Origin of the sequence: Nocardiopsis synnemataformans, assembly GCF_965343085.1 — a bacterium.
Classification (GTDB): domain Bacteria; phylum Actinomycetota; class Actinomycetes; order Streptosporangiales; family Streptosporangiaceae; genus Nocardiopsis; species Nocardiopsis alborubida.
The window spans coordinates 1-21865 of record NZ_CBDRFA010000081.1; the positions used below are offsets into that span (position 1 = coordinate 1).

Below are 21865 nucleotides of genomic sequence, written 5' to 3' on the forward strand. Positions count from 1 at the left end.
CGCCGTCGGCAACGCGCACCACGACGGCACGCCCGGACAGGGTACCGAAGTCGACTCCGACCACGTACTGTGCCGACTGCTCACTCGGAGGTTCATGGCGGGGCTCGGGCGTCATCGGTGGCTCTCTCCCGGGGGAACTGGTCGGCGGGCGGCCGCATCCATGCGGTGTGGGCACCCAACCATCTTTAGTAACGCGCGTTACATCATAGGTGACGCGTGATACCTATGGCGAGTTCCCTGATATGGACCCCTTCAGCGAAGGACGCGAACGCCCCCGGGCGCAGAAGCCCAGCCACCGCTGAAGCCAGTGGGCACGCCAGCCCCGGGAACCGGGAAGCGGAACTCCCACACCGGCCCTGGCGGCCCGGCTCTCAGGACAGAAGGCGGACGCCCCGCGCCCGGGTCTCGTGGACGATGCCGTACTGCTCGTCGACCAGTCGGGTCAGTCGGTCGGCTTTGGCGGCCCGTGCGCTCTCCAGGGTCGCGTCGCGTGTCACCGGCGATGCGATCCCGGCCGTGCCGCAGGCTTCATCGACCCCGCGCAGCGGTTCATACCCCATCGGCAGCAGGTGGGAATGGCCGGGGAGGGAGTATCCGAGCCGCCAGTGGCCGCGTCCGATGAGCTGTTCGGCCTGCATCCGGCCGACCGGCCGGGTGGCCGAAGAGTCGTCCATCCCGGTGGGGAAGACGATGGCGGCTCCCGCCCGACGCAATTCCCGGGTCGTCTTCTGGTCGAATGAACCGAAGCCGACCACGGCCGAGGCGTCGACGCTCGCGCACACGTCGGCCAGGGAGCGCCCGCGCTCCCCTGCGAGGTGGGTGATCAGTGTCAGGCCCTGGCCGACCAGGGCCGCACCCAACTCCTCCATGAAACGGCTGATGCTCGCTCCCAGGGAAAGTCCGGGCACGGCGGCACAGACAAGGAAGGGGCGCCGACTCGTGGTACGCGACAAACGCGCCCACAGCGCCCGATCCTCCGCGTCGTGCGACCCGCCGGGCTGTTCGGTGAACGCCTGTCCGCTGGCCTCGACGTGGATCGTGTCCGTCCGCAGGTCCTCGGCGGCCCGCACAACGGGATCCGTGTCCGCGTCAGCGCCAGGGGCGGCGTCCTCGATGTGCCACACGATCGTGCCGCGGACGACGTCCTCGGAGGCGCCAGTCTGCCCGCTCGCCTCCCCCAATAGGCGGTAGGCGGTAGGCGGTAGGCGGTGGCGGACTCGCTGTCGGGCAACTCGGCGGCGTCGGTGAACGCCATGCCGAAGCCCAGCACGAGACCGGCCAACCCCAGAAGGTCGGCGACCCAGCCGACGAGGACCACGCCCCGCCGCCGGTAGCACCAACGGGCGAGAGTATTCATTGCGGAACCTTTCAGGACGGTGCACTGGCTCTGCCGAGACTCGTCCCCGGACGCCGCCGGGTCGTCAGCCCCACACGGTCATCGCGGGTACCGCGTCCGCGGTAGGGGTGCTGGCGACCGCCTACCGCACACGGCCCGTACGGTCCGGGGACGATCGGCGGGCGAACGGATCCCCGTACCCGCAAGCGCTTCCGGGACCCTCTGACCTTCTCCGAGCAGGCGTGTTCGCGTGATCGTCGCTCGTGACTCCGCGCTGTCGACTTCGCCTGACCAGGCGTGAGGTAACGTGCGTTACCATTGTCTTCGGTGTGGTTGATAACGCGCGTCACCCCCAGGACTCAGAGCGGTGCGAAGGCGAGGAAGACGGCGTGGTCACCAAGAGCGAGGACGTCGCCAGGGCTGCGGGCGTCAGCCGGGCGACCGTGAGCCAGATCCTCAACGGGCACGGCCAGCGCTTCTCGAAGGCTACGCGCGAACGCGTGCTCCAGGCTGCGGAGGAGCTCGCCTACCGGCCGTCCGTCGCGGGCCGCGCGCTCGCCACGGGGACGAGTGACATCGTGGTTGCGCTGCTGCCGTACACGACGCTGAGCGGGAACCTGCAGCACGTCCTCGAACGCGCGACTGACGATCTGGCCAAGCGCGGCATCACGCTCGTACTGCGCCTGTCGACGCGGGCCGTGGCCTCGCTCGAACACCTGGTCACCACGCTCCGGCCGCGCGCGGTGTTCTCGATCACCCCGTTCGGCGAGGATGAGCAGGCCCTGCTCGAACGGCACGGCACCGCGGTGGTGAGCCCGGGCGTCCACGACGACGGCTTCGACCACCGCGTGGGACGCGCCCAGGCCGAGCACCTCATCGAGCGCGGCTGCCAGCGGCTCGCCTACGTACACATCGACGACGAGCGGTACGACCTGTTCGGCCCCCTGCGTGAGGCCGGTGTGCGCGAGGTGTGCAAGGAGCACGGCCTCCCGGAACCCGTGGTCCTGAAGCCGCGGCTGGCACACACCGACGCACTCGGCGCCGTCGACGCACTCGTACCCGGCACGGGGGTCGCGTGCTTCAACGACGACATCGGCGTCGCGCTCATGCACGCGGCGGCCGAACGCGAGCGCCGCGTGCCCGGCGACACCGCGATCATCGGCATGGACGGGACGCAACTCTCGGAGGCTGTGGGCCTCACGACACTGAGTGTGGACATCGACGCCGCGGCTCAGGACGCACTGAACGCGCTGCTCTCCGGATTCGGCCTGCCGGTCGAGGAGCCGTCGCGCCCGCCGTTGGAACCCCGCGTCGTCGAACGCCGCACCACCTAGACGGTATGTAGGGAGGGTTCGCGAAGAGGCCGGGACCCCGCTCACACGTTGCCGTGGGTTGCCGACCAGGCAGAACCTGGACGGTAGTGCCTACATGTGTGGGAGGTCCCGGTGTCTTTCGAGACTACGACCGTCGGGCTGGACGTGCACGCCCGCTCCACCACCGCGTGCGCGATCCACGACCCGACCGGCGAAATCACCACCACCAAACTCACCAGCGACCACACCCAGATCCTGTGCTGGCTCCATACCCTGCCCGCCCCGGTCCGAGCCGTCTACGAGGCCGGCCCCACCGGCTTCGCCCTGGCCCGCACCCTGAACGACGCCGACATCGACTGCGTGGTCGCCGCCCCGTCCAAGCTCCAACGCCCCAGTGGCGACCGGATCAAGACCGATGCCCGCGACGCGTTGCACCTGGCCCGCCTGCTGCGGTTGGGCGAGGTCACCCCGGTGCGCGTGCCCACCCCGGCCCAGGAAGCGGCCCGCGATCTGTCCCGGGCCCGGGAGGATGCCCGCGCCGACCTGATGCGGGCCCGCCACCGCCTGTCCAAGCTCCTGCTGCGCCAGGGGGTGCTGTGGGAGGGCGCCAACACCTGGTCGCGGGCCCACCACGACTGGATCGCCCGCCAACGCTTCACCCCACCCGCCCTACAGGCGGCTTTCGAGGCCGCCCACGAGCAGGGCCTGCTCACCAAAGACCGGCGTGACCGGTTGGACCGGGCCATCACGGCCACGGCGGCCGAACCGGACTGGGCGGCGGCGGTGGACCGTTTGCGGTGCCTGCGCGGGGTCTCCACCACCACGGCGTTCGGCCTGGCCACCGAGATCGGTGACTGGGACCGCTTCACCGGCTCCAGCATCGGCGCCTATGTGGGGCTGGTGCCCAGCGAGCACTCCTCCGGAGCCCGTCGGGTCCTGGGGCCGATCACCAAGACCGGCGACACCCACGTGCGCCGGTTGTTGGTGGAGGCCGCATGGCACCACCGCCGCCCTTACCGGCAGCCCACCCGGGAGATGCGTCAGCGCTGGGAACAGGCCCCAGCCACGGTCCGCACGCGTGCTCACGCGGGCAACCACCGCCTGCACCGGCGCTGGTTCCGCTCGATGAGCGCGGCAAGAAGCCGTCGGTGGCTGTGGTCGCGATCGCCCGGGAGCTGGCCGGGTGGTGCTGGATCCTGGCCGTGACCGGGGAGTGAGGTCCGGCTTGCACAAGCCGGCCGGTGGGGGCCACAGCGCGGGCACCGCGTGAGGAACGATCCGCGATACACCTATGAGCAGCCCGGGGTTGTTTTTCCGGGCCACGCTCGGTCTCTAGAGCCGCGGCCTCGTTCCCGCCGAACAGTCCGTCCTGCGGTAGCCAACCCGCGCATATCAGTCTGACCACGCGTCGTGCATGACACGCGAGCCATGCGGTGTGCTCTCACCGGTCTTCATGCAGTACCTGTCGCATGTGGTGGCAGGAGACCTGCGGTGGTGAGAACCTACGCATCACCGCAGGTTAACGCCGTGCTCTTGACACAAAGACCCTACATATCAGATGTACTGACCACAGAGGTTAGATACAGACCAGTAGCGATTTGACAGCAAGAAAGGGCCTCCCGTTTCCCGCGTCACCAACCTCTCAGGTCAATACATCTAGGGACAACACCTGCTGAGGACATGTAGCCAGGTGTCAACATCATTGCTCGGCCGCTTCTAATCCGATGAGCGCAGGTGAAGCTGCTTCGGTTCGGCAGAGACCACCTCAGACGGTTGGTCAAAGCGTCCCTGCTGTCCCCACTGCTTGATCAACCGCCCCCAACGCGCCTTTCGGCGGAAGCGCGCCGCGATCTGCTCCCCTGTCGGCAGCGAACCATCCTGTTGCCGGTTCTCCAGCGCCCATTTCCAGGCCTCCTGCTGCACCCGTGGCGGAACCCTCTCCTCCGCCATGTCCACCGCGATCGAGTCAGTATCGGCAGTTCCCTCTGACTTCACCACATGCAGATGCAGAGGCTCCTGCTGCTCTACCGAAGAAGGCTCCGCTTCCTCAGCGACCGCATGCGGCTCGTTTCCCGACTGCGTACGGGCTGCGTCAGCACTGCGTACGCTCTCGGCCGCTGTGCGGAACTCTCTCATCAGCAGCTCATACGCACCGATCAGCGCGAAGCTCGGCCAGGCATGGATGATCCTCGACCACATGGTGGGATCGGCTACCGCGACGTTAGCCGCCAGGGAGGCTCCGGAGCCGATGATCAACAGTGCCCAGGGCAGCAGACCGCCTTTGCGGCCGTTGCGCGCATCATTGAGCAGAGTCATGGAGGCGCCCACAATCATGCCGTCGACGGAGAGCGGGAACAGGGCCGCCCGCCACTCCGGTTCGCCGTGGCGCAGCGCGAGTTCATACATGTGCGAGTAGGACACCACCGCAGCGATGACGGCCAGCATCAGCACGGCGACGATGGTGGTCCAACGGGACCAGCGGAAGGAATCCATCACAGGTCACCGCCCGTCCAGCGACAGGTCAGTGCTCAGGACCAGGGAGTGCGGACCCTGTGGGGGAATGGTTGAAGTCCCCCTCCGACTCGAACCCCCACACTCATCAACTGAGAGCCCAGCTCCCTCAATGTCATGCGTGTGCCGACCGACGGCAGCCGCCAGCAAGCAGCCACCGTTTACTTCGCCACCGAAGTGCGCCCGTCGACGAGGCAAACTCTCCTCGCCAACACATATGGTCCAGGCCGGCAAGGTATTTCCATGCGGTAAACAGCTCGGTACAGCATGTGGTGGAAATGTTGATGTGTGCCGCAGGTTGTCCTGCTCTGAAGTACGTCAAGCATCCACGGGCAAAGACCTCGCCCCACGCCCCCACGGGCTCTTTTTCGAAAGGTCAGCGTTGGTGTCCTGCCGTTGCCCTCGCTGCTTCACCAGGCGGCCCCAACGCTCCTTGCGGCCGAAGCGCGCCGCGATCTCACGACCACTCGGCAACTCACCGGTCTCGTGTTGCCGTTCCCGAGCCCACCGCCATGCCCGAGCCTGAAACGGTGACAGGGCGGATCCTGCGATGACCGCCGCATCCCTACCGTGCACGATCTGAAGATCGGTGTTCTCTGACGCATTCGACACGACAGCAGTGCAGTCTTCGGAAGTCTCCACTTCTGAGGCTGGTGAGCGGGCCTGATCGTCTACGGACGCGATACGTACGCTCCTCGCAGCCGTACGGAACTCGCGCATCAGCAGCTCATACGCGCCGATCAGCGCGAAGCTCGGCCAGGCGTGGATGATCCTGGACCACATCGTGGGGTCGGCGACCGCGACGTTGGCGGCCAGGGACGCTCCGGACCCGACGATCAACAACGTCCAGGGCAGCAGGTCACCCTTGCGACCGTGGCGGGCATCGCTGAGCAACGTCATCGACGCGCCCACGATCATGCCGTCCACCGACAGCGGGAACAGGGCCGCGCGCCACTCGGGTTCTCCGTGGCGCAGCGCGAGTTCGTACATGTGGGAGTAGGACACCACCGCGGCGATCAGCGCCAGGACCAGCACCGCGCCCACCGTGACCCATCGCGACCAGGTGGAGGCCGCCATCGTCATTCACCATCCCTCACAGGTCAGGGACCGTGTGAGGGAGCCGTCCGCAAGGTGAGTACTACCTTGATAAGCCTGACCCTGCCCTTTCCGGGCCGGGATGGAGACGGCTGCACCGCCTCCACAGCGTGGAGACGAAATGGAGACCGCAAGATCTCCCAACCGCGCCAAACAGCCTCGAACGGCTCCCGGGAACGGCCTCTGAACTGCTCATACGTGAAATGGCGCAGGTCATCAAAACTCCGAACCTACCTTGACACGGTAGAGGTCACAGGTTCGAATCCTGTATCGCCCACCAGCATCACCGCAGGTCAGAGGGTTTATCTGACATGTGAGTGAAGACCGGTCAACCCAGACTGGGAGATATCTGGGAGATCGTCTTCGAAGCGGGTTCCTCTCGGAGCCCGCTTTCGCTGTGTCCACGGTAGTGCTCTTCGAGCATCGGCGGTGCGGATCGTCGAGGACGGCCCGCGCAGCAGGTCGAACAGGGTACGCATCGAACGTGCTCCGAGCCGGGTCCGGGCATGCCACAGCGCCGCCCCGGTGACCTTCGGAATCGGTATCGCCTCCAGAGCAGCGGTGAGCTTGCGCCGGACGGCGAGGTAGCCGCACTCCTCGAACAGGGCCGCGGCCAACAGGAGGTAGACCACCACCCGGACGGGGAGCTTGCGCGACCGCCGCTGGGTCGCGCCGGTCCCGGCGAGGGCCTCATCGACCATGTCGAACGGGACGATCCGGGTGGGTTCGCCCAGATGCCCCGGGGCGAACAGGCCCTTGGCTACCGTGATTTCACGTGTGACGGCACACTGATCGGACAGCGGAGCTCCCGGGTTGGAATGACTGGTCTTGGTCGACAAGTCGTTCTACCGGGGCTCCGCTTCCTACGTCCGGCACTCCACCGGACTGAGACCACTTGCCACCAGCCCCACAGCCGTAACTTCACGGCCTTGGTCGAAAGAACCCGGCACGAAACAGCACCAGCCCCAGCGCGGTGAAGCGCTCCTCGTCCCCGCCGCTCGTCAAGGGGTGTTCTCCCGAGACGGCTCGCGGTCTGGCGAACGGGGACCGGCAACGTGCCGCTGTTCCTCGCCGTAGGCGCCTCCAGCAGGAACGTGGTGGCGGTATACGTACGCCGTTCGTCGAACGCCCGATGGCCGACCCGAGACCCTGCGGTGGTAGCCTGCGATCGGAAATCTATTATACAGGTAGCCAAGTTGTCATACAGGTCGAGAGGACAGGGGAACCGGATGCGCGGCAGGACCGGACGCGACGGGGACTACGACGTGGTGTTGGTGGGCGGCGGGATCATGAGTGCCACACTCGGGGCGCTGCTGCGCCGGGTGCAGCCGGAGTGGTCGGTCCTGGTGCTCGAGCGGCTGGACGGATTCGGGCTGGAGAGTTCGTCGGCCTGGAACAACGCGGGCACCGGGCACGCCGGACTATGCGAGTTCAACTACACTCCGCTGACCGGTCCCGGCTCCGTCGACGTCAGCAGTGCTGTCACCGTGGGCGAGCAGTTCCAGCTCTCCCGTCAGCTGTGGACACGGCTGGTCGAGGACGGAGAACTCGGCGAGCCCGCGGAGTTCATCCGCTCCGTGCCCCATTTCGGCTTCGGCCACGGGTCCGCTGGGGTGGAGCACCTGCGGCTGCGCACCGAGGCGCTGCGCGGGCATCCGCTCTTCACCGGCATGGAGTTCACCCGCGACCGGGCCGCCATGGCGCAGTGGCTCCCGCTGATGTTCGAGGGCCGTCCGGCCGACGAGGAACTCGCCGTCTGCCGCACACACGGGGGCACGGATGTCGACTACGGGGTGATCACCCGGCGGCTGCTGGCCTCCCTGGGCCGCTCCGGGGCCGAGGTACGTCCCGGCCACGAGGTGCGGTCCCTGGCGCGGGACGGCCGGAAATGGCGCCTCAAGGTGCGGGATCTGGAGGGGGCCCGTGACTACGAGGTGCGCGGCGGCTTCGTCTTCCTCGGTACGGGAGGTGGCACACTGCCGCTGCTGCGCAGCGCCGGTGTGGTCGAGACCCGGGGGTACGGCGGCTTCCCCATCAGCGGCCAGTTCCTGCGTACGGACCGCCCCGAGCTGGTCGCCCGTCACCACGCCAAGGTGTACGGGCACGCCGAACCGGGCGCGCCCGCCATGTCCGTACCGCACCTGGACACCCGCGTGGTGGACGGCCGCACCTACCTCATGTTCGGCCCCTTCGCGGCCTTCTCCCCGCGGTTCCTCAAACGCGGCCGCCGCACCGACCTGCCCAGGTCGGTGACCGCCCAGAACCTCGGCGCCTATCTGGGAGCGGCCCGCGGCAATCGCGACCTGGTGCGCTATCTCGTCGGGCAGCTCGCGCAGAGCCGCGACGACCGCGTTCGGGCCCTGCGCCGCTTCGTCCCCGACGCCCGCCCCGGCGACTGGCAACTGGTGACCGCCGGTCAGCGGGTGCAGGTGGTCAAACGGGTCGGCGGCCGGGGAGCGATCGCCGGGTTCGGCACCGAAGTCGTGACCTCGCACCACGGTGGACTGGCCGCCCTGCTCGGAGCCTCGCCGGGCGCGTCCGCCTCGGCGGCCATCATGCTCGACGTGCTCGAACGCAGCTTCCCCGACCGCCTCCCGCAGTGGCGCCCCGCCCTTCGGGACCTGCTTCCCGGCTACGGCGTCCAACTCTCCCGGCACCCCGACCTCTTGGCGCAGGTCACCCTGCGCACAGCCCGCGCCCTGGGCCTGGAATCCGGCCCGTCCGCCTCCCCGGCCGCAACGGATTCTGGACAGAAGGCCGACCGTGGCTGACGGATACGCCGGCGCGAGCCTCGCCGACCGGGTGGAGGGCGAACTGCGGAATGGCATCACGCGAGGCATCTGGCAGCCCGGAGAGCTCTTGCCCGCCGAAGGGGAACTCGCCACCCGGTTCGAGGTCAGCCGCACGGTGGTGCGTGAAGCCATCTCCCGGCTGCGCGCCGCCGGCCTGGTGGAGACACGGCGGGGGCGCGGTTCCTCCGTTCTGGCCCGGCCTGCCGCACAGGACTTCACCGGCTCCCTCGGCACGGTGCGCAGCCGCCACGACAGGCTGCAGATGCTCGAACTCCGCCTCGGCATCGAGGTGGAGGCGGCCGCCCTCGCGGCCGTCCGCCGCACCGACGCCGCCCTCGACGCTATCGATGCGGCCCTGCGCCGCCTGGCCGCGGTCCGCACGGGCGCCAGCGCCGCCGTCGATGCCGACTTCGCCTTCCACCGCGCGGTGGCGGCGGCCACCGACAACCGCTTCTACCTCGACCTGCTTGACACCCTCGGCGCCCCGGCGATCACGCGCCCCTACGCAGGACCCGAGGACCACGACCCCGTTCACTTCGAGCAGGTGCTCTCGGAGCACCGTCGGATCCGGGACTCGATCGGGGCCGCAGACGCCCTGGGCGCGTCCGCCGCCATGCGCACCCATCTGAACGCCTCCCGTGCCCGGTTCCTCGAAGCGTGAGGTGATGCTCCGGAGGCCCAAGAACCACGCCGCACCTCCGTGGGTCGCACCGGGGCCGTCTGACCAAGTCCACGAACCACGGTCCGCAGCCGACGGCGATGGAGCCCGGCTCCACCACCGCTCGACACGGAGCGAACCGATGCGGTGCACCGGTCGCGGAACCCGGCTCCTACGCGAACTGGAGTGCCCCGACGTGCAGGCCTTCGCACCCCCTGAAGAGTTCACGGTGCGTCGGCCGCAGAATGGACCCGGGTAGTTCTGGCCGTTCACGGGCCAGGTTCGGGCCGCCGCGGCCAGTCGGCAGACTTGACAGGGGCGGTTGGAGGGAATCCGATCTGCTCGTCACGGATCCCCGGCCTGTCAGGGCGTGATAACCGCGAAGTTCGGGTCGGGCTCCTCCAGCACACCCATCAGCTTGCCCAGGACTCCCAGGTCACCGGTGCTCTGGACCCCATCGGCGCCCTTCCCGGCGAGCATGCCCATCAGCAGTGGTTTGGTGAGCGTGAGGGTCAGGTCGGCGTCACCTTCCACCGCCCCCTTCCTCTTGGTCTTCCAGTGCACGAAGGCGCCGTTGGACATCTGGGTGCGGTAGCTCTCTCCCAGGTCGGTGAGGTTCCAGTCGATGGTCAGCGAGACTTCGGCTGCTCTGGGGCCGTGCACCCGGATGGCGATGGTGTCGAAGAGCTGGGTGACAGTGAGCGCTCTGGCCATGGTGGACGCCATGATCTCGGTCGGGGTCACCCCCTCGCTCAGTTCCTGTGCCCCGGTCAGGTAGCAGTTGCGCCAGGTGGCATTCTCCGCCCCCTCTCCCAACCTCTGGTACACCGACGCCAGGAGCTCCTTGGCCCCCGTGTGTCTGGGCTCGGCGAACACCGCGTGCCGGAGCAGCTGGGCGGCGAAGCGCAGATCGCCGGCGTCGGCGTAGGCCCGGGCCTTGGACACCACCGCGTCGACCCCGCCGATCGTGTCCACGTACCGCCGGGCGCTCTCCTCCGGCGGGTGCTCCCACAGCGAGGACGGGTTACCGTCGTACCAGCCCAGGTAGCGCTGGTAGATGGCCTTGACGTTGTGCGAGAGCGAACCGTAGTAGCCGCGGGTGCTCCAGGCCCTCTCCAGCCCTTCCGGCAGCCGGATCTCCTCCGCGATCTCCGGGCCGGTGAGACCCTGGTTGAGCAGGCGCAGGGTCTGGTCGTGCATGTAGGCGTACAGGTCGCGCTGCTCGGACAGCAACCCCACGAGCCGCTCACGGCCCCAGGTCGGCCAGTGGTGCGAGGCGAACAGCACGTCAGCCCGGTCGGCGAACAGTTGGATCGCCTCGTTGAGGTAGCGCGACCAGACGCGGGCGTCGCGCACCACCGCGCCGCGCAGGGTGAGGATGTTGTGCATGTTGTGGGTGGCGTTCTCGGCCATGCACAGGGCCCGGTGACCGGGCAGCAGGAAGTTCATCTCCGAGGGCGCCTCAGTGCCCGGGGTCATCTGGAAGAGGAACCGGACCCCGTCGACGGTCTCCTCCTGTCCGGTGCGGGTGACGTCCACGGTCGGTGGGACCAGGCTCGGTGTCCCCTTGGAGGCGACCATTCCCAGCCCCATGCCGACCGCCCCGGTGGGGCCGGCCCCCAGGTTCGCTCCCGCGTAGTACACGCCCCGCCGCAGCATCGCCGGGCCCGCGTAGACGTTCTCCACCACGGAGTGCTCCATGAAGCCCTCCGGTGCGAGGATGGGCACGTCGTCTGTGTCCGGGTCGATCACTCCGAGGGCGCCGCCGAAGTGGTCCAGGTGGGAATGGGTGTAGAGGAGCCCCGTCACGGGCCGCTCGCCCCGGTGTTCCCGGTACAGCGCCAGGGCCGCCGCGGCCGTCTCCGCCGAGACCAGCGGGTCGATGACGACGATTCCGCGCTCACCCTCGATCAGTGTCATGTTGGACAGGTCCAACCCCCTGACCTGATAGATGCCCTCGGTGACCTCGTAGAGCCCTTGGCGGGCGCACAGTTGCGACTGGCGCCACAGGCTCGGGTGGACGGTGTCGGGGCACTCCCCGTCCAGGAACGCGAAGGCGTCGCTGTCCCACACCACCCGGCCCTGATCGTTGTGGACCACGCCGGGGGTCAGCGCGCCGACGAAGCCCCGGTCGGCGTTCTCGAAGTCCGTCTCGTCGTCGTACCTGAGCTCGGTCACACTCGTCCTCCAAAGGTGCACGCGGGTGCGGGCGCGGGTGGGCTGTCTCGGTCCCCGCTCCATGTTCGACATCCCCACCCCTGGGGGAACCCGCCGCCACACCAAGGACCCGTCATGTTCGGGTATGGATCGCTCAACCCACCAGCGCGCGCAGACCCTTGGAGGCGAGGACCGCACCGAACACGAACAGCACCGTCATGGTGACCGTGTCGTTGTTGGCGATCAGCCAGATCCGGGCCCGTTCCAGGGCGTGGGTGCCGTGGCTTCCCGTGGCGAGGACCGCGACGAACGGCACGATCAGCCCCAGGCTGCCCAGGACCGCGAACACCAGCGCCGTGGACGCGGCCTCGCCCGCGCCGAGCCCGAAGGAACCGACGGCCGCCCCCGCGCCCAGCACCATGGCGAGGTTCTTCGGGTTGACGCCCGACAGAAGCGCGGACAGGCCGACGACCTTCACCGTGCCGAGCGAGTCGATGGCGCTGAGCCACGTCGGGGGCTCAAAGGCAGCGTCCTTCGGACGCGCCAGATGCTGGCGCAGGGCCCGGATCGCGAGTGCGAGCAGCAGGAGACCGATCACCAGTTGGATCCAACCGACCCAGGCGGGTGAGGACTCCGTTCCGGACTCACCCGCGCCGCCCGTCGCCAGGGCAACCACGGCGCAGAGCACGAACACGACCGCCACCCAGACCACGACGAACGCCAGTGCCTTGCCCCTACCGCCCTTGGCCATCAGCAGCAGGATGACCGCCGCGACGGGCAGCGGCGCGGCGATCAGCCCGAAGACGAACGGCAGGATCTCGACGACGGCTTGCCGCACCACGGTTCCTCCAGGTCCACAGGGATCAGGGCGCACAGCACGGTCGCACGCGATTCACTCACGGGTTACCCCGTCCGGTCCGTGCGTGTCCTGGACCGCGTTCCGCACCGCTTCCTCAACAGTCGGGAAGACGTCGTCCGGTGTGTCCAGCAGGTCCCGGACCTGGCCGACGCCGTGGGCGAGGAGCAACCGGACCCCGGACCGCGCCACGTCATGCGACAGGCGGCGCAGCATCCGGGCGGCGGTCAAGTCGATGAAGGGCACCGTCTGGGCGTCCAGGACGACCGCGCGTGTCTCCGGGCGCTCCGCCTCGGTCATGACGTGGTCGTGGACCCGGTCCGCGTTGGCGAAGAACAGGCCGCTCTCCACCCGCAGCACCACTACCCCCGGTTCGGGCCGGTTGGCGGAGTCGCGGGCCAGGTCCGCCCACTGCGGCCGGGGATCCCGGGCGGTGGCGGCGACCCGTCCAAGCTCGGCGATATTGGGACGCGAGGCCCGGTACAGCAGCAGGAGCAGGGACAACCCGACACCGACGAGCAGGCCCTGGAGAGTACCGAGGAGCAGCACGCCGAACATCGCGGCCACCGCGCCGAGGAAGTCCGCGCGGGCGGCCGCACCGTAGGCGGCACGCAGACCGGGCGTGGCCACGCGGTACAGGTCGCGGATGGCGCGCACGTCGACCAGTTCGATGACGGCGGTGACGACCACGGCCGCCAGCACCGCCTCGGGCAGCTTCTCGAACAGCCCGGTGAGGAAGAGCAGGGTCAGCACCGTGTACACGGCCGCCGTCAGCCCGGAGAGCTGGGAGCGCGAACCGGCCGCCGCGTTGACGGCGGTCTTGGACAGGCTGCCGTTGACCACCATGCCGGAGCTGAGCCCGGAGGCGAGGTTGGCGGCGCCCAAGCCGATGAGCTCCCGGTTCCCGCCGATCCGGTCACCGGACCGCCCGGCATAGGTCTTGGCCGCCCCGAAACCCTCGGCGAAACCGAGCAGCGCCACCGCGATACCACCCCCGACCAGCGCCCCGTACTGGCTCAGTGACAGGACGGGGAAGCCGAACGGCGGCAGCCCGGACGGCAGCGTGCCCACGATGTCCACTCCGTGGCGGTCCAGGCCGAACACCATGGTGGCCACCACGCCCGCGACCACCGCCAGGAGCGCGGCCGGGACCAGGGGCACCAAGCGCCGGAGCAGCAGGATCAGGACGATCGCCAGGGCACCGATGGCCAGGGTCGGCCAGTGCGTGCCCCCGAGCGAGGCGACCAGGCCCCACAGCTTGGCGAAGAACTCCCCGTCCGCGGCGTCGACCCCGAAGAGCTTCGGTAGCTGCCCGGCGATGATGGTCAGCGCCAGCCCGGTGATGAAGCCCTTCATCACCGGCTCGGAGACGAAGGAGGCCAGGAAGCCGAGTCGGAGTAGCCCCGCCACCACGGCGACCACACCGGCCACCACCGCGAGCGCGGCGGTCAGGGTCGCCGCGTTGGCGCCGTCACCGCCCGCGACCGCGGCCACGATCGTGGCGGACAGCACCGCCGTGGTCGACATCGGTCCTACGACCAGCTGTCGGGAACCGCCGAACAGCGCGTACAGCACCAGGGCGGCCGGGGCGGCGTAGAGGCCGGTGATGGGCGGGGCTCCGGCCAGGGTGGCGTAGGCGATCGCCTCGGGCACCAGTACCGCCCAGACCGTGAGCCCCGCCATCAGGTCGCCCCGCAGCCAGCCCTTGCGGTAACCGCGCAGGGTCGGCGGCACGGGGTCCAGGCGCGGCCGGTGTTCGGACCCGCTCATCCGGCTCCTTTCCTCGGGTCGAGTCATACGAGGACGGTCCTCAGCCCGTTGACCGTCAGGGCGGGCCCGAAGACCACGGCCGTCAGGATCTGCACATCATCGTTGTGGCGGGTCAGCCACGCCCGGGCCTGGCACAGCCGGTCCTCGCCGTCGAGACCGGGAAGGAGGACGACGATCGGGACGAGCGAGAGCGGGGCCAGGGCACACGTGACGAACCAGACGCCCGCGAAGACCAGGGCCTTGCGACTGCCGCGGGCGCTGATCAGCAGCGCGATGACCGCTATGGCGGACAGCGGCGAGGCGATCACGGCGATCGCGTAGGGCAGTGTGGACGCCAGAGCAGATCCCATGCGTTTCGGCCCTTCGGCTCCGACTCCGCGGTTCAGCAAGACGGTGCGCTCTGGGGGCCGCCTTCCGGAGACGGACACGAACCCACATAAAGGAACACTCGGTAGTTTCTTTATGCCTCTCCGAAGTTTCCCTTGCGTGTGGTCTACGGATGGTCAACCGTCGCCCATCAAGGGTGCAAAAAGACGCAACCCCGGGGCTGGCTTCGGACCGCCCGTCCGCCCGGTCAACTCCTGCTTGCCCCGCTCCCATCTGCGGTATGCGTGCTGCGTTCAGAGACAACGAGGGCGGGAACGGCTACTTGAAGAACCGGACAGAACGGTGAGACGAGTCGAGGGACGTTTCGTTGGGACACCGGTGCATCTCGCGCAGGTCGTGCACGGGTTGTGTGATGCCCAGGCCGCGCCGGGCTTGGCGCCGGGCGGTGAGTGTGGGTTCGATGAGTGTCCAGCGTTCGTCGGGCAGGTCGGTGCGGTAGGGGCGTCGGGTGGCCCTGTCTGCTGGACTACGAGGGGGTGCGGGCTCGCAGGGGGCGTTTCGCGGTGGTCCCGGATCCTTTATCTGGACAAACCGGGGTCACTACGAACCAGACGCCCTCTCAGAGGCGGCCGTGAGCAGTGGTATGGCGATCTCCTCGACGATGGCTTCGGGGGTGAGCGTGGAGTCGGTCCGCAGGAGGATCTGCTCGCGCATCACCGCAAAGGGCACGCGCAGCACCGACGGGGGAATGGGGCAGCTGCCGAGCTCGCCTCGCTCCACTGCCGCAGGGAGGACCCTCTCGGCGAGGATCATCTCAGGACGCGAGGCATACCGTTGATCCTGAGGCGGAGCATCAGGGATCGCCGGCGGCGAGCATCCGCCGAGCCTATGGCCCCGAGCCTCTCGGACCCATCCTCGAATCCGCGCTCGAGCAGCTCGAGGCCGGGGTACCGGCGCTCTTCGACCAGGCAGAGCAGGTCTATCTCGAATCGTGGCACCAGGGGCGCGTGGTGTTGGTCGGAGACGCAGCCTGGTGCCCGTCGCTGTACTCCGGCATGGGGGCCTCGAGCGGACTCGCGGGAGCGAACCTGCTCGGCCATCGCCTCGAACGGTACGGTGACGACGTCGCGGCTGCCCTCGACGACTGGGAGCAGACCATGAGGCCGCGCATCACAGAGTTCCTCGAGTACGACAAGCTGGGGATCGGAGTGTTCACCCCGAAGGACGAGAAGGCACTTCGCGTGCGCAAGCGCGCGATGACGCTGCTGAACACACCGGTCATCAAGAGTCTGTTCGCGCGCTTCGGCCGGTATCTGCCGCCCATGCAGTCCCGGGAGCGCGCGATCGTGTGATCGCGCGACGACGGAGGGGTCGCGGTCGCGCCAGGCGTGGAACCCGGACTCCGACACTCCCAGCACCCGGACGGCGACCTGGACGGGGTGGCCTTCGGCGGCCATCACCGCGATACCCGGCGGGGTGTCCACGACGTCCCACGATGCCCTCCTCCAAGGGTCACGTGGTCCCAGGATCCAGAAATCCGACTCCGAAAAACGCAGGACACACCATCGAGGGCTTCCTGGTGCTTGGTGTAGACGTCGCGATCCACACCGATACCGGAAGCCCTCTTCGCTTGTGTCAAGTGGGGTGGGTGTTACCAACCTCAGTGGTCAGTACACGTGCCGGGATCACACAGGTTCGTGACAGCGGAAGGCGGGAAGCTGACCGCTACCCCTTGCGGCCCACTCCCCCGAAGTCGTCCAGCGGCCGGACCGTACCGATCTCGGCAGTGTCCGGACGCCACTGGGTCACCGAGACCACGCCCGGCTCCAGGAGTTCCAGCCCGTCGAAGAACCCGGCGATGCGCTCGGGCGTGCGGTTGATCCGGGGGTTCTCGCCCGCCTCGTTCCACTGCCGGATCATCTCGTCCATCTCGGCCGGGGCGATGACGTTGGTGTCGTCGCACAGCACCAGGAAGCTCCCCGGGGCCAAGGCGTCCATAAGGCGTCCGACGACGGCGTAGGCCTCGCCGTCCTCGACCACGTGCGCGGTGATCCCCAGCATCACCAGGGCGATCGGGCGGGAGAGGTCCAACGTCTTGGCCGCGGCCTGGAGAATCCGTTCCGGCGCGTGCAGATCGGCGTCGACGTAGTCGGTGGCGCCCTCGGGGGTTCCGGTGAGCAGGGCGCGCGCGTGGGTGAGCACGAGCGGGTCGTGGTCGACGTAGACCACGCGGGCGGCGGGGTTGAGAGCCTGGGCGACCTCGTGGGTGTTGTTGGCGGTGGGCAGTCCGGTGCCCACGTCCAGGAACTGGTCGATGCCCGCCTCGCTGACCAGGTGGCGGACCGTGCGCACGAGGAAGGCGCGCTGCGCGAGGGCGATCTCGGCGATCATCGGGTTGGCATCGCGGATCTGATCACCGACGGCACGGTCGGCGGGGTAGTTGTCCTTGCCGCCCAGCCAGTAGTTCCACACCCGGGCCGAGTGCGGCACGGAGGCGTCCAGAGGCTGTTCAGGGGAGGGGGTGGCCATGGGGTCCTTCACATGTCGACCGTTCTGTGCGGCCAACCTAGGGCACGCCGATCCCCTGGACCAGGGTCTGTCGGCCCCGACCTTCCCCACCTCCGCACAGGACACCGGCTTCCGGAGCACCTGTGTCCTCCGGAAGCCGGTGGGGTTCTCTCCTCACCCCAGCCCTTGGGCGACCTGGCTCGGTGGTCGGGCCGTGCATCAGGCTGCCGGTGCGGAGAGGCCCCACAGCAGGCCGCGCACCGGAACGGCTCCACGGGGACACGGTGGAGTCGCCCCGGCACGCGGCCTGGCGCACCTCTCAGGAGACGGTGCGATCGGTGGCACGGGTCGCCTCCGCCGACGCCCTGCGCTTCCTCACGATCCTGACGGTGCGGGAGACGACGAACCACGCGAACAGCAGACCGATGACCACGACGACGGCCCTGCTGAGCAGACTGCTGTACTGGGTCAGGATGGGATCGATCTGCGGACCGAAGGCGAAGCCCAGGCCGATCCAGAGGGTGTTCCAGACGACGCTGCCCACCAGGGTGTAGAGCGAGAACTTCCACATCGACATCCGCTCGATTCCGGCGGGAACCGAGATGACGCTGCGCACGAGCGGAATACACCGGCCGACGAGGACGGCGACACCGCCCCAGCGGGCGAAGACGCGTTCGCCCCGGTCGAAGTCCTCCACCTCGAACAGGGGCGCCTTCTCGAAGAGCCACCGGGTGCGCTCCCGCCCGAAGACGGCGCCCACGGCGTAGAAGATCCACGCACTGACCATCGAGCCGACCGTCGCGCAGAACAGGGCAAGGGTGAAGTTCATCTCCCCGGAGTAGGCGAGGTAGCCGGCGACCGGCAGGATGAGTTCGCTGGGCACCGGCGGGAAGAGCGTCTCGATGGCGAGGGCCAGACCGACTCCCACCTCCCCCAGAGTGGAGATCAGGCTCAGGACCCAGCCGATGAACCCTTCGTACTCCTCGACGGGCGCCGGGGTGGCCGCGCTGAGCGGCGCCACCGTCAGGGCAGGAGAAATCATGAGCTTCCTTGCACGTGGTTCGAGGAATCCGCGGCGCCCTCACGAGGAAACCGCCGCCGACGCGCCCCGTCTCGGGGCACACGGAAAGGCTATTTTCCGTATCGGCGGCGCACCTCCGTCTCCATGAGGAGTTCGACATGGAGGATGGATGAGAGAAAACCCCTCCGATGAATCCATCCTCCATCCCGGTATGAACTTTCGTTGAGTTCGACCGGGCCGCACCTCCCGACCCTGCACGAAAGTTACATCGGTTCCCGCGTACATGGCCGATCGCTTACCCCGAAATCGGCATCCAGGCTGATGCCACACGGCCTCGACCGCTTCTAGCCTGGTCCTCGGCACCCCGAACGATATCGAGGAGGTCTTCACGGCACCGGGGTCGCTTTGTCAGCAATACGACGCAGAGGAGAAAAGGTGATCGAGGCACGAGGCCTGACCAAGCGGTTCGGTGACGTAACGGCGGTCGACGATCTCACCTTCACCGTCGACCCCGGACACGTGACCGGGTTCCTCGGTCCCAACGGGGCCGGGAAGAGTTCGACCATGCGGATGGTACTGGGGCTGGACAGGCCCACTTCGGGTACGGCGAGGGTGAACGGACACCGCTACGTGGACCTGCCGGCACCGCTGCGCGAGGTCGGCGCACTGCTCGACGCCCGGGCCGTACACCAGAACCGCAGGGCTCGTGATCATCTGCTGTGCGTGGCCCAGAGCAACGGCATCGGTCGGCGCCGGGTCGACGAGGTGCTGGACATGGTCGGCTTGGAAGCCGCGGCGCGCAAGAGGGTCGCCACGTTCTCCCTGGGTATGTCCCAGCGGCTGGGGATCGCCGCCGCTCTGCTGGGAGACCCTCCGGTGCTGCTCTTCGACGAACCCGTCAACGGCCTCGACCCCGAGGGCATGCTGTGGATCCGTCACCTGTTGAGGGGACTGGCCGCGGAGGGACGCACCGTCCTGGTCTCCAGCCACCTGCTGGCCGAGATGGCCGAGATCGCCGACCGGCTGATCGTGGTGGGCAGAGGACGCCTGCTGGCCGACGTGCCCACGGACGAGATCCTCGACCGCCATGGCGCGCGAGCCGTCCTCGTCCGCATCGCCTCCCCCACCTGCCCGGCCTTCACCGACCAGCTCGCCCGTGAGAGCGCGCAGGTCGCCGAGCACCCCGACGGCGCCCTGCTGGTCTCGGGCATGGAGGCGGCGAGAATCGCTTCGGTCGCCGCCGCGACGGGTGCGGTGCTGACCGAACTCACTCCGCAGAGCACCTCCCTGGAAGCGGTGTTCATGGCCATGACGCAGGACCACACCGAGTACAGGACCGGAGAAGGGGCTACACGATGACCACCGGCACCGCGCCGATCCGCGCCGGCTTTCACGACGTACTGCTCTCGGAGTGGACGAAGCTGCGTACCCTCCAGGTCACCACCGTGGGACTGCTGGGCTTCGTCGCCGCGAGCGCGGTGATGAGCTTCGTCCTCACCTCGGGCGCCGCGGAGGAGTACGCCTCGCTGCCGCCGGAGGACCAGCTCGGGGTGTCCTCGCTGACCCTGTCCCTGTACGGACTGCTCATCGCCCAACTGGTCATAGCGGTCCTCGGCAGCATGGCGATGACCAGTGAATACGCCACCGGAACGATCAAGACGAGCGTGACGGCCGTCCCGCGCCGGGGGCGGCTGCTGGCGGCCAAGGCCGTGGTGGTGTCGTCGCTGTCCTTCGTCGCGGGCATCGTGGCCGCGCTGGGTATGGTGCTCGTCGGACAGACATCGTTCAACGGGCGGCAGGTCGGCGCGTTCACGTCGTTGCACCTGTCCGACCCGGAGGTGGTGCGCGCCGTCCTCGGTGCGGGTCTGTACATGGTGCTGCTCGGCCTGCTCTCCCTGGCGGTGGGCACCCTGGTCCGCTGGACCGCCGGAGCGATCGTCGTCCTGGTGTGCGGGGTACTGATCGTGCCGTCGATGTTCGAATCACTGCCGGAGGGGTGGTCGGAACTCCTGTCGTTCTACTGGCCGACCAACGCCGGACTACAGATCGTGCTCAGCGGTCCCGACGGCCTGGCTCCCTGGCTCGGCTTCGGTGTGATGGCGGCGTTCACCGCCGTACTCCTTGCGGTCGCGTACGCCGTGCTGCGCCTCCGCGACGTCTGACCGGTCAAGAACAGCCTGATGGGAAGTCCTGGGGAGAACATGGCGGTGGAACCCGTGGCGTGGTGGCGGAGCCCGTTGAGCCTTCGCGCCGTCGACCGGCTCCTGGCCATCGTCTGCTTTCCGCTGGTCGCACTGCTCACGTTCGCCCCCGGCGGCCTGCACGAACCGGGGGAAGGGGTCGGGTCCGGTCCCGTGGTCTCGGGCCTCCTCTTCCGGTTGGTTCCGGGGCTCCTAGTCGAGGGATCGCACAGTCCGGTGATGGCCGTGGACCACTGGCCCGTCGCCCTGGGCGTTTTCGTGCTCGTGCCCGGTGCCGTCTCCCTGGCCGTGCTGTACCGGCGGAGCCGACCGGAATGGCTGTTGGGGACAGGGGTCGCGCTCCTGGCGCTGATCACCAACATCGTGCCCACCGCCCTGGCCCTGTACAGCTATGCGGCCTGGAACACCGACCGCAGGAAGCTGGCCGTCTGGACCATGGCGGCGCTGGCCGCCTTCACCGTCGGCCTGTGGGGTACTCCCCCGAGCTGGTCGGTACTGACCATGGCCCTGGTCACCTTCGTCACCCCGCTCAGTCTCGGGCTGTGGAAGAGCACGCGGAAGAGGCTCTTGGAGAGCCTGCGGGACAGGGCCGAACGGCTCGAGCACGAACAACAGCTGATGGCCGAGCGGGCGGTCACCGCGGAAAGGACACGGATCGCCCGGGAAATGCACGATGTCGTCGCTCACCGGGTGAGTCTCATCGTCCTGCACGCCGGAGGAATCGAACTCTCCGCCGAAGACGAGGAGCTGGCCCGCTCGGCGGAACAGATCAGCGGTATCGGGCGCGAGGCGCTGTCAGAGCTCAGGGAGGTCCTGGGAGTGCTCTACGGCGGTGCGGAGTCCCCGGTACCGATGGCTCCGCAACCGATACTGGCCGACCTCGACCGGTTGGTCGAACAGTGGCGGACCGCGGGTATGAACGTGCGGCTCGAGACCACGGGCACGCCGTCCGGACCGCAGCCCCGGCTGGAACGAACCGTCTACCGGATCGTGCAGGAGGCGCTGACCAACGCCGGCAAGCACGCCTCGGGAGGACCGGTCCGCGTCCATGTCCGCCACCGGCGCACCGACGTCCTCGTGACCGTCGTCAACGAGCTGGTGGACAGTCCGACGCGTGCTCCCCTGCCGGAGAGCGGCTACGGGCTGGCCGGTCTCCGCGAGCGGGTGGCACTGGCAGGGGGCGAACTGGTGGTGGGCCCCCTGCCCGACGGGGTCTGGGAGCTTCGCGCCACACTTCCGTTAGCGACGGCACCCCCCGTTCCGGACAACGGCACCGAAGAGGGCCTTCCGGAGCGCAGTCGAACCGAAACGAAGGAGTGA

General features: G+C 68.6%; 19 protein-coding genes. 8 read left to right on the plus strand and 11 right to left on the minus strand.

Annotated features, from left to right (window positions below):
* Positions 1–371: 371 nt before the first annotated feature.
* Positions 372–1181 carry a hypothetical protein gene (locus ACSIH6_RS32670; protein ID WP_435112204.1) on the minus strand — a complete coding sequence of 270 codons (810 nt, stop codon included), beginning with the start codon at positions 1179–1181 and terminating at the stop codon, positions 372–374.
* 544 nt (positions 1182–1725) lie between these two features.
* Here ACSIH6_RS32670 and ACSIH6_RS32675 point away from each other — a divergent pair.
* Both ACSIH6_RS32675 and ACSIH6_RS32680 read left to right on the plus strand, forming a co-directional pair.
* Positions 1726–2670, plus strand: a complete 945-nt coding sequence (locus ACSIH6_RS32675; RefSeq protein ID WP_435112205.1) for a LacI family DNA-binding transcriptional regulator — start codon at positions 1726–1728, stop codon at positions 2668–2670.
* A gap of 111 nt (positions 2671–2781) precedes the next feature.
* On the plus strand, positions 2782–3855 hold the full coding sequence (locus ACSIH6_RS32680; RefSeq protein WP_435112206.1) for an IS110 family RNA-guided transposase: 1074 nt from the start codon (positions 2782–2784) through the stop codon (positions 3853–3855).
* Positions 3856–4365: 510 nt separating this feature from the next.
* Here ACSIH6_RS32680 and ACSIH6_RS32685 read toward each other — a convergent pair.
* From ACSIH6_RS32685 to ACSIH6_RS32695, 3 genes are all read right to left on the minus strand, one after another.
* The gene (locus ACSIH6_RS32685) at positions 4366–5142 is read right to left on the minus strand and encodes a DUF2637 domain-containing protein (RefSeq protein WP_435112207.1); all 777 of its coding nucleotides are present in this window, start codon (positions 5140–5142) and stop codon (positions 4366–4368) included.
* 336 nt (positions 5143–5478) lie between these two features.
* On the minus strand, positions 5479–6243 hold the full coding sequence (locus ACSIH6_RS32690) for a DUF2637 domain-containing protein (RefSeq protein WP_435112208.1): 765 nt from the start codon (positions 6241–6243) through the stop codon (positions 5479–5481).
* A gap of 314 nt (positions 6244–6557) precedes the next feature.
* Positions 6558–7094, minus strand: coding sequence for a transposase domain-containing protein (locus ACSIH6_RS32695; RefSeq protein WP_435112209.1), 537 nt, complete (start codon positions 7092–7094; stop codon positions 6558–6560).
* Between the two features lie 390 nt (positions 7095–7484).
* On the opposite strand from ACSIH6_RS32695, the gene mqo reads away from it, so the two are divergent.
* Together mqo and ACSIH6_RS32705 are read left to right on the plus strand one after the other, a co-directional pair.
* Positions 7485–9026, plus strand: a complete 1542-nt coding sequence (gene mqo, locus ACSIH6_RS32700) for a malate dehydrogenase (quinone) (protein WP_435112210.1) — start codon at positions 7485–7487, stop codon at positions 9024–9026.
* A complete protein-coding gene (locus ACSIH6_RS32705) occupies positions 9019–9708 on the plus strand; it encodes a FadR/GntR family transcriptional regulator (RefSeq protein ID WP_435112211.1) in 690 nt (229 codons plus the stop codon). Before mqo ends, ACSIH6_RS32705 begins: the two co-directional genes overlap by 8 nt.
* Before the next feature lie 360 nt (positions 9709–10068).
* Here the strand turns inward: ACSIH6_RS32705 and ACSIH6_RS32710 are convergent, their stop codons facing one another.
* From ACSIH6_RS32710 to ACSIH6_RS32730, 5 genes are all read right to left on the minus strand, one after another.
* The gene (locus tag ACSIH6_RS32710; protein ID WP_435112212.1) at positions 10069–11883 is read right to left on the minus strand and encodes an alkyl/aryl-sulfatase; all 1815 of its coding nucleotides are present in this window, start codon (positions 11881–11883) and stop codon (positions 10069–10071) included.
* A 133-nt stretch (positions 11884–12016) separates the two neighbouring features.
* Positions 12017–12703: a GAP family protein gene (locus tag ACSIH6_RS32715; protein ID WP_435112213.1), complete on the minus strand. Its 687-nt coding sequence runs from the start codon at positions 12701–12703 to the stop codon at positions 12017–12019.
* A gap of 51 nt (positions 12704–12754) precedes the next feature.
* Positions 12755–14488 (minus strand): SulP family inorganic anion transporter, encoded by a 1734-nt coding sequence (locus ACSIH6_RS32720; protein WP_435112214.1) that lies wholly within the window; start codon positions 14486–14488, stop codon positions 12755–12757.
* 23 nt (positions 14489–14511) lie between these two features.
* Positions 14512–14838 carry a hypothetical protein gene (locus ACSIH6_RS32725; RefSeq protein ID WP_435112215.1) on the minus strand — a complete coding sequence of 109 codons (327 nt, stop codon included), beginning with the start codon at positions 14836–14838 and terminating at the stop codon, positions 14512–14514.
* Positions 14839–15415: 577 nt separating this feature from the next.
* Positions 15416–15595 carry a hypothetical protein gene (locus tag ACSIH6_RS32730; RefSeq protein ID WP_435112216.1) on the minus strand — a complete coding sequence of 60 codons (180 nt, stop codon included), beginning with the start codon at positions 15593–15595 and terminating at the stop codon, positions 15416–15418.
* A 230-nt stretch (positions 15596–15825) separates the two neighbouring features.
* Between ACSIH6_RS32730 and ACSIH6_RS32735 the strand changes: the two genes are divergently transcribed.
* Positions 15826–16167: a Rossmann-fold NAD(P)-binding domain-containing protein gene (locus ACSIH6_RS32735; RefSeq protein WP_435112217.1), complete on the plus strand. Its 342-nt coding sequence runs from the start codon at positions 15826–15828 to the stop codon at positions 16165–16167.
* A gap of 373 nt (positions 16168–16540) precedes the next feature.
* On the opposite strand, the gene ACSIH6_RS32740 is transcribed toward ACSIH6_RS32735, so the two are convergent.
* The gene (locus tag ACSIH6_RS32740; protein ID WP_435112218.1) at positions 16541–17344 is read right to left on the minus strand and encodes an SAM-dependent methyltransferase; all 804 of its coding nucleotides are present in this window, start codon (positions 17342–17344) and stop codon (positions 16541–16543) included.
* A 298-nt stretch (positions 17345–17642) separates the two neighbouring features.
* Entirely contained in the window at positions 17643–18365 is a 723-nt protein-coding gene (locus tag ACSIH6_RS32745) for a DedA family protein (protein ID WP_435112219.1), read from the minus strand.
* Positions 18366–18779: 414 nt separating this feature from the next.
* On the opposite strand from ACSIH6_RS32745, the gene ACSIH6_RS32750 reads away from it, so the two are divergent.
* The 3 genes from ACSIH6_RS32750 to ACSIH6_RS32760 are packed head-to-tail and all read left to right on the plus strand — an operon-like array spanning position 18780 to position 21865.
* The gene (locus ACSIH6_RS32750) at positions 18780–19703 is read left to right on the plus strand and encodes an ABC transporter ATP-binding protein (RefSeq protein WP_435112220.1); all 924 of its coding nucleotides are present in this window, start codon (positions 18780–18782) and stop codon (positions 19701–19703) included.
* Positions 19700–20506 (plus strand): ABC transporter permease, encoded by an 807-nt coding sequence (locus tag ACSIH6_RS32755; RefSeq protein ID WP_435112221.1) that lies wholly within the window; start codon positions 19700–19702, stop codon positions 20504–20506. The genes ACSIH6_RS32750 and ACSIH6_RS32755 overlap by 4 nt, the downstream gene beginning before the upstream one ends.
* Positions 20507–20545: 39 nt before the next feature.
* A complete protein-coding gene (locus tag ACSIH6_RS32760) occupies positions 20546–21865 on the plus strand; it encodes a sensor histidine kinase (protein ID WP_435112222.1) in 1320 nt (439 codons plus the stop codon).